Origin of the sequence: uncultured Rhodoblastus sp. (genome assembly GCF_903903185.1) — a bacterium.
Classification (GTDB): Bacteria; Pseudomonadota; Alphaproteobacteria; order Rhizobiales; family Beijerinckiaceae; genus Rhodoblastus.
This window is the reverse complement of record NZ_CAIUXT010000041.1, coordinates 1-6355: the sequence shown is the minus strand read 5'-3', so window position 1 is coordinate 6355 and position 6355 is coordinate 1. Positions and strand designations below refer to the sequence as shown.

General features: G+C 59.1%; 12 protein-coding genes and 1 pseudogene. 11 read left to right on the top strand and 2 right to left on the bottom strand.

Annotation, left to right across the window (positions count from 1 at the left end; genetic code table 11):
- From QZY01_RS03505 to QZY01_RS03470, 8 genes are all read left to right on the top strand, one after another.
- Positions 1–243, top strand: a 243-nt coding sequence (locus QZY01_RS03505; protein WP_294533408.1) for a zincin-like metallopeptidase domain-containing protein, incomplete at its 5' end; no start/stop codon positions are given.
- Between the two features lie 82 nt (positions 244–325).
- A complete protein-coding gene (locus QZY01_RS03500) occupies positions 326–532 on the top strand; it encodes a hypothetical protein (RefSeq protein WP_294533405.1) in 207 nt (68 codons plus the stop codon).
- A 69-nt stretch (positions 533–601) separates the two neighbouring features.
- A complete protein-coding gene (locus QZY01_RS03495) occupies positions 602–835 on the top strand; it encodes a hypothetical protein (protein ID WP_294533403.1) in 234 nt (77 codons plus the stop codon).
- A 3-nt stretch (positions 836–838) separates the two neighbouring features.
- A complete protein-coding gene (locus tag QZY01_RS03490) occupies positions 839–1387 on the top strand; it encodes a hypothetical protein (RefSeq protein ID WP_294533401.1) in 549 nt (182 codons plus the stop codon).
- 11 nt (positions 1388–1398) lie between these two features.
- Positions 1399–1737 carry a hypothetical protein gene (locus tag QZY01_RS03485; protein ID WP_294533397.1) on the top strand — a complete coding sequence of 113 codons (339 nt, stop codon included), beginning with the start codon at positions 1399–1401 and terminating at the stop codon, positions 1735–1737.
- Positions 1738–1948: 211 nt separating this feature from the next.
- Positions 1949–2383: a hypothetical protein gene (locus QZY01_RS03480; RefSeq protein ID WP_294533394.1), complete on the top strand. Its 435-nt coding sequence runs from the start codon at positions 1949–1951 to the stop codon at positions 2381–2383.
- A 41-nt stretch (positions 2384–2424) separates the two neighbouring features.
- Entirely contained in the window at positions 2425–2835 is a 411-nt protein-coding gene (locus tag QZY01_RS03475) for a hypothetical protein (RefSeq protein WP_294533391.1), read from the top strand.
- Between the two features lie 5 nt (positions 2836–2840).
- On the top strand, positions 2841–3116 hold the full coding sequence (locus tag QZY01_RS03470; RefSeq protein ID WP_294533389.1) for a hypothetical protein: 276 nt from the start codon (positions 2841–2843) through the stop codon (positions 3114–3116).
- A 961-nt stretch (positions 3117–4077) separates the two neighbouring features.
- On the opposite strand, the pseudogene QZY01_RS03465 reads toward QZY01_RS03470, so the two are convergent.
- A pseudogene (locus QZY01_RS03465) lies at positions 4078–4320 on the bottom strand (transglutaminase family protein); the annotation flags it as partial.
- On the opposite strand from QZY01_RS03465, the gene QZY01_RS03460 reads away from it, so the two are divergent.
- The 3 genes from QZY01_RS03460 (at position 4258) to QZY01_RS03450 (ending at position 5491) form a co-directional block, all read left to right on the top strand.
- Entirely contained in the window at positions 4258–4422 is a 165-nt protein-coding gene (locus QZY01_RS03460; RefSeq protein WP_294533386.1) for a hypothetical protein, read from the top strand. The pseudogene QZY01_RS03465 and the gene QZY01_RS03460 sit on opposite strands and share 63 nt — an antisense overlap.
- Before the next feature lie 199 nt (positions 4423–4621).
- Positions 4622–4942 (top strand): hypothetical protein, encoded by a 321-nt coding sequence (locus tag QZY01_RS03455; protein WP_294533384.1) that lies wholly within the window; start codon positions 4622–4624, stop codon positions 4940–4942.
- 159 nt (positions 4943–5101) lie between these two features.
- The gene (locus tag QZY01_RS03450) at positions 5102–5491 is read left to right on the top strand and encodes a hypothetical protein (protein WP_294533381.1); all 390 of its coding nucleotides are present in this window, start codon (positions 5102–5104) and stop codon (positions 5489–5491) included.
- Positions 5492–5548: 57 nt separating this feature from the next.
- On the opposite strand, the gene istB is transcribed toward QZY01_RS03450, so the two are convergent.
- Positions 5549–6226 carry an IS21-like element helper ATPase IstB gene (istB, locus tag QZY01_RS03445; RefSeq protein WP_294533380.1) on the bottom strand — a complete coding sequence of 226 codons (678 nt, stop codon included), beginning with the start codon at positions 6224–6226 and terminating at the stop codon, positions 5549–5551.
- Positions 6227–6355 lie beyond the last annotated feature (129 nt).

Sequence of the window (6355 nt, the reverse complement as noted above, 5' to 3'; positions counted from 1 at the left end):
AGCATGTTCGTTGGCGACGCCCTCGGCCTGCCGACCGACGTTCCCAACCACACGAGCTACATCCAGTCCTGGATCGAGGTTTTGAAGAGCGACAAACGCGAGCTTTTCCGCGCGGCGGCCGACGCCCAGCGCATCGCCGATTACATCCTGACATTCCACGCCGACAGCCGTTCGAACGAGGACGAAGACACCGCGGCCGGCGCCGACGACTCCCCGGCGAATGCCTCCACCATCGCCGCTTGATCCAACCCGTCTCAATTATCGCAAGAGACGATCCCCTTTTTCGAGCGTCTACGGCCGCTCCGAACGCAGGAGTTCATTTCAGATGCCCAAGATAACAAAACCCCAACAGATTGCGCTCGCGCGACTTGTTACGCGCGACGCCGATCGCGCGGAAGAAGCGTCTCGTATTCCCACATGGCCGAATTATCGGACGGCGAGAAAAGCTGTCCAGGTTGGCTACGATTGCATCATGATTTTCTGGTGCGGGATGTGGCTTGGAATTGAGAAAGACGGCTACACCCACTCGTGAATATTGCTTGGAATATTTTGATCGACAGCGTCGAATTCACGCGCGACCCAACACAACCGGAGAACGAAAATGACCAGGCTTTATCGAGCCGACATGCGGCTGTACGCAACGGTCTACGTCAGAGCGCCAAACAAGACCGCGGCGCGGCGCGTGGCCCGCGAATTCGCCAATCATGTCTTCGAGTTTTCAGGCGATCACGTGTCCAATCGGGACCTCGACGATCCTGATCTGCCGGAAATTTCGCTGTCGCCGGCGATGACGGGAAATGGACACGTCGGCGCTGTTTCAAGCGCGGAGGATTGAGCGATGACCGAAGACGAAAAACGCAATTTCAATGCCCTGCGCCGGACATTGGAAGCCTGCTCCGTCGCGCTCAATTCGGGGAAATATTTCGCCTACGACCCGAGCGACAATCCGCTCCAATTGCCGACCAACAAACTCGGAAACGTCAAGTCATACGACCTCGGCGCCCGAGTCGATTATGTCCTGAGCGTGGTTCCGGAAACAATCGAGAGTTCGCCGGCTGCGCCAGTATTGGCGACGCCGGAACCGTTACGCGCCTTCGTCGATCGCGTCGGCAAAATGACGACGCCGGACCTCGAAAACATGAGCAACGACGAGACCTACGAAAAGGCCCGCGATCTCGCCGACCTGATCGCGGAAGCCTTTGAGCTCACGAAAGGCGCGGCGCCGGCTCCAAAACCCTGGTTCGGCTGGGTCGCAACCTATGGCGACGACGGATTGCAAGTCGGGTTTTTCGACACGCGCGAACCATTCGACCAAGCTGTCGCCGAGGCCGAGCACGAGCACGAGGCCGGCGAACTCGACACCTACACCTATGGCGAAGAACCATGAGGAGAACCCCGATGTGCACACTGCCGAAACCCATGGCCGCCGCGGAAATGGACGCGGACCTTGAGGACATGCGCTCCTATTTGAGTGTGACGTCCTGCACCGTGAAAAGGTGCGATCACCCGACGGTCGAGATGACCTCGCTTTGGGTCTTCGACAAGGACGGGACGCAGATCGCGTCGTTTTCCCGGCACGTTTCGGGGAGCGAGTGGAAATGGCAGGGCCAGAAATTCTATCGCGGAGGCCCGGTCACGAACCTTCCGTTCCGCAACCTTAATGAGGCCGCGGCTTACGCCCTCCGATCCTTACGAAACAGCGACTTGCTCCATTGCGATCAGGCCGAATTAGGATAAAATCGCGCGTCTCTGAAAGAGGAAAAGTCATCATGAAAAGCTCGTATATTTTCGCGAACCCCGAAGGCGAGTATTACGCCCCGCTTGCGCCACCGCCGAAGCTCCGCCAGCCGGTCATTTTCACCAATCAGAACCCCGCCCGCCGCCCGCCGGCCGCCAACGTGGACGGGCCTTTGTCGTGGCTCTCCAAAGCCTTGCGAAGCGCCCTGTCATGACTGCCTTCCGCACCGCCGCCCTCTTTGCCGCCGCCCTCTTTGCCCTTTCCCCCAAGGCATCGGCGGTCGAAGTGCAACGTTTGGCGGCGGTGCGGACCTACAATCCTGGCGGACCGGGACAGATAGGCGGCGGCGGACACGCTTTCGGCCCGTCGTCGTCTCCGACAACGATAGATGGCAACTGGGTCTATCGCATCAAAATACCCAGCTTTTTCACCGGCTATGCTGCGCAAAGCATCGGTGCGCCGAGCGGCACCCAGCCCAGCGACGGCGTGTATGTTGCCCATCCGGCTTGGTCCGTTGCAGGCGTGGACTATGATGTCGGAATCCCTTTGGGGGCGGACGCGACGCTGAAAGTCCCTGGCGTCGATACGCTGCCGGCCAGATCCCATGAGATGTCAACCCCGCTGCTGTTGCGGCTAAGAGGATAGCGCGCCGGCCGCCGCTGCGCCCTCATGGGATCTGCGCTCACTTGGCGCTGACCAGCGCTCCACACTTTTGCTTCCTCGCAGGAGACAATACTTGCGGCTTCGCGGTCGACCGACAAGACCGCGCCTCCTCCTATGACCTCGCGGCGCGGCTCGAATACGTCCTCAAGATGGAGGCGGCCGAGCGCGCGGGGGCGAAACCCGAAAAATCCGTGACCCAAGAGACGGTTCATGTGGCGGTCTACGAGCACAAGCACGGCAGCGACATGCGCGCTTTCGCCTCTCCGGAGTGCGTCACGAAATGGCGGCGCGAGATCGCCGACGAATGGTTCGAACGAGAGATTGGCAAGGCAAAGCCGGCCGATCCCGAGGCGATGGCCGACGAATATTTCGAACACGTCGGCGATGCCAGTGGCGAGTATTTCTCCAGTCAGGAAGTCAAAATAGAAGGTTAAATGCAATGACCCAAAACGAAATGGAACGTGACCTTGACGACATGCGCTCTTATTTGAGCGTGACGTCGTACATCGTTGAGAGATGCCGCCATGAGAGCGTCGAAATGACCAAGCTATGGGTGTTTGACAAGGCCGAAAAACAGATTGCCTCCTTCGAGCGCATGGAAACTTTGAGCCAATACAAGTGGCGAGGCCAAAAAATCCGGGACGGCCTGACGATCACCGACCTGCCGTTCCACAACCTGAATGAGGCGGCGGCTTATGTCTGCCGCTGGTGTTGAGGAGATCGCGAAATGAAAACGCTTGCACACGCTGAACAGGCGAAGTCATCGGCTGCTAAACATGGTAAAAGTTCCGGTCTTTTGTTTGTGCGCGTTTCGTGCGAGATCGCTTCAGCTTCCTCTCCTTGTCCGCCGACCCCGCGCCTTATCGGAAGGAAGGTTTAGTTCGCGGATCAGGGGCCGGCGCCAATCGATTGAATGGAAGGATTGGCTCAAAAGTTGCGTAAGACAAAGCTGCAATTGTTGAGACGCCGCATGTTTGGGCCTCGCCCGGGCGATCGGGGCAACGGCTTCCTCAAGCCACCGCGCCCGACGATAGCGCTCGGGGTTACCGCTTCGGATCGTTTCCTCGACCGCCCGGGCGAGTCGAACCAGGCGGTCGGCGGTATAGGGGGGCTGGAGCCTCGCCAAGGCGCGGAACGTCTTGAACGAACATGCTACGGGTTTCCGACCGTTGTCTTTGGTGGGGTCGCCAGTCGAACACGAGATTACGATGGCGAATTTCATAATTCGCTCCTGTTCAATAACCTCCCGACGAAAGCGAGCAGAGATTGTCTTCTTGATCAAAATTCAAGAAATATCGTAACTACTTTATTCGGGGGATGAAATCATCATCAATAGCCGAAATAAGGGTCGCCATTACGATATACAAGCTTGAACTTGGAACTTATTATCTTTCTCTTACTCTAAATGGCGATTTTTGTCAAGATCGAAATTCCCGAGCAATCGCAGACATCGTGGAAAATAACTGTTCTGAAACCGAGACTTAGCGTATTTTCACGCGCCACGAAACATGAAGATGCGCTACATTTTCGCAGCGCTGGGCCGATGCCCGTCCGGCCAAGCCAAAGCCCTCTGACCTTCGACCGGGCCCCGACGCCATTGGCTTGCGGTGGACAGGGCTGCGACGGCCGCCGGACACGGCGCAAGCCGCCCAGGCGACGCCTGCCGCGTCAATCCCTCACACCCCCATCGGGCGCCGCAGATCCAGCGTGGTCGGAAATTCGCCGGTCGCCTCGTCGCAGATGGATCGCGCCCGGCGTTGGCCGTGATCCTGGAAGCGGGCAAGACGGTGCGCCTCCGCCTCGTAGGAATTGACCGGAAACGTATCGTAATTGCGTCCCCCCGGATGGGCCGAGTGATGGACGCAGCCGCCGAGCGACCGTTTGCTCCATTTGTCGATAATGTCGAAAGTCAGCGGCGCCTGCGGCTTGATCTAGACCTGGACGAAGCGGGGGCTCAATTTGCCGCCTGGTACGACAGCCCGAGCCGCGATCCCGCCGACTGGCTCGTCAACAGCTTTTGAGCTGACAACGCCCGTTTTGCAATAACGCCGGCGACAACACGAAATCCAAAAAGACAATCAAAACAACTGGCAGCAGCCGTCGTGCCGCGCAAGGGTCAAGCCCGGCGCTTCGCGCCCTTGCGCGGCGCGTCGGCGGCCGCCCGCTTTCTGAAAATGAGTTGGGAAAAACTCAGATCGAAGCAAAAGCGAGGATAAGCCGATGAACTTTCAGATTTGGTACATGCGCCCGGAATGGTTCCGCGAAGGCATTTGCGGAGAGAAGCCTGATCCAACCAACCTCGATGCGACCCACGTCTTCCTGACATCAATCGCAATCAAGGCCAGTCATAACCGCGCCGATTGGACGCTCCAAGAGGTCTATCACCGGATGCAGGGCGACGTCTGGTCTCCCAACGGCGAAGCGCGCCAGCTCATCGAATCGAAGGGCCTGAGCCACACATCGATGTCCGTCGGCGATATCGCCATCGACGAAGCTGGAAAAGCGCACATTGTCGCCAGTTTCGGTTTCGAACCGCTCTGATCGCCGCAAGGGCGCCAATTCGTAACGAAGACCTGGAAATGGCCTCGTCCAAAAACCCAATGCAGTTCGAGACGCGCCCCCTGCCGCAATAATGAAACGCAGGCCTGGGTCGCAGCCTTGACGCACCCCCAGATCCCCACACGCTGAAGGACCGCATCGATGCAATACATCGTCAGAACCGACATGCCTTTCGTCGGCAACATCCAGAGCTGCGTTCTCGAAAACGGAACCGTCGCCTACACGAACGGCCTCACGCCCGACCAATATGCGGCCGAGCGCGGCTTTCCCGTTCGCATCGTCGACGACGACGAACTCGACGCGATGACGAACGCCTACGTCAATTCACTCATCACGGAACCCGTGGAAGAGACCGAGGCCGATTTCGATTATGCGCTCAACGTCCTGCCGCCTTCCAGATGGCGTGTCGTCAGGGGCGTGGAAATGTTCCACGTCGTTGAGTGTCAATCGGCGTTCAATTTTGACCCCAGATCGGCGTCCAAGGATGACCCCTTTGTACAGTGCGACAACGTAGCGCGCGCCCCGGCGTAGCTGGCCGGGGTTGCGCAGCCGGGGCGCGCGCGGTGGCGTGAATGATGGGTCTTTGGGTCAGACGCGGTTCTTCAGCCGCCAACTTTCATTGCCGGTCTCGACGATGTCGCAATGGTGCGTGAGCCGGTCGAGGAGCGCCGTCGTCATCTTGGCGTCGCCGAATACGCTCGGCCATTCGCCGAAGCCGAGGTTGGTGGTGACGATGATCGAGGTGCGCTCGTAAAGGCGGCTGATCAGGTGGAACAGCAACTGGCCGCCAGACTGGGCGAAGGGCAGATAGCCGAGTTCGTCGAGGACGATGAAGTCGAGGCGGGTCAGATAATCGGCAAGCCGCCCGGGTCTTCCGGCGCGCGTTTCCGCTTCGAGTTTATTGACCAGATCGACAGTGGTGTAGAAGCGTCCGCGCTTGCCGGCGCGCACGCAAGCGCGGGCGATGGCAATCGATAGATGCGTCTTGCCCGTGCCGGTTCCGCCAATGAGCACGGTGTTGCGTTGCAAGTCGATGAAGCGACCGGTTGCGAGATCGCGCACCAGCCTTTCATTGATTGGCGTTCCCGCGAAGACGAACTCGTCGAGGTCCTTGGCGAGCGGCAATTTGGCGATGGTCAGCTGATATTTGATCGAGCGCGCGTGCTTTTCGGAGATTTCGGCGGCGAGGAGGTCGCCCACGATGCGCGGCGGTTCGTGCTGGCGCTTGATGCCGGCGCCCATGATCTCGTCATAGGCGGCCTTCATTGTAGCGCGACAATCTGGGTGAGGGGCGCGCGACAATCAGGATGAGAATCCGGTGTCGCGGCGACGCCGATATTCGCTGTGTTGATTGACGCGCGCAAGCGCTTTTCGATGTTGATTGTCGCGGCGCGT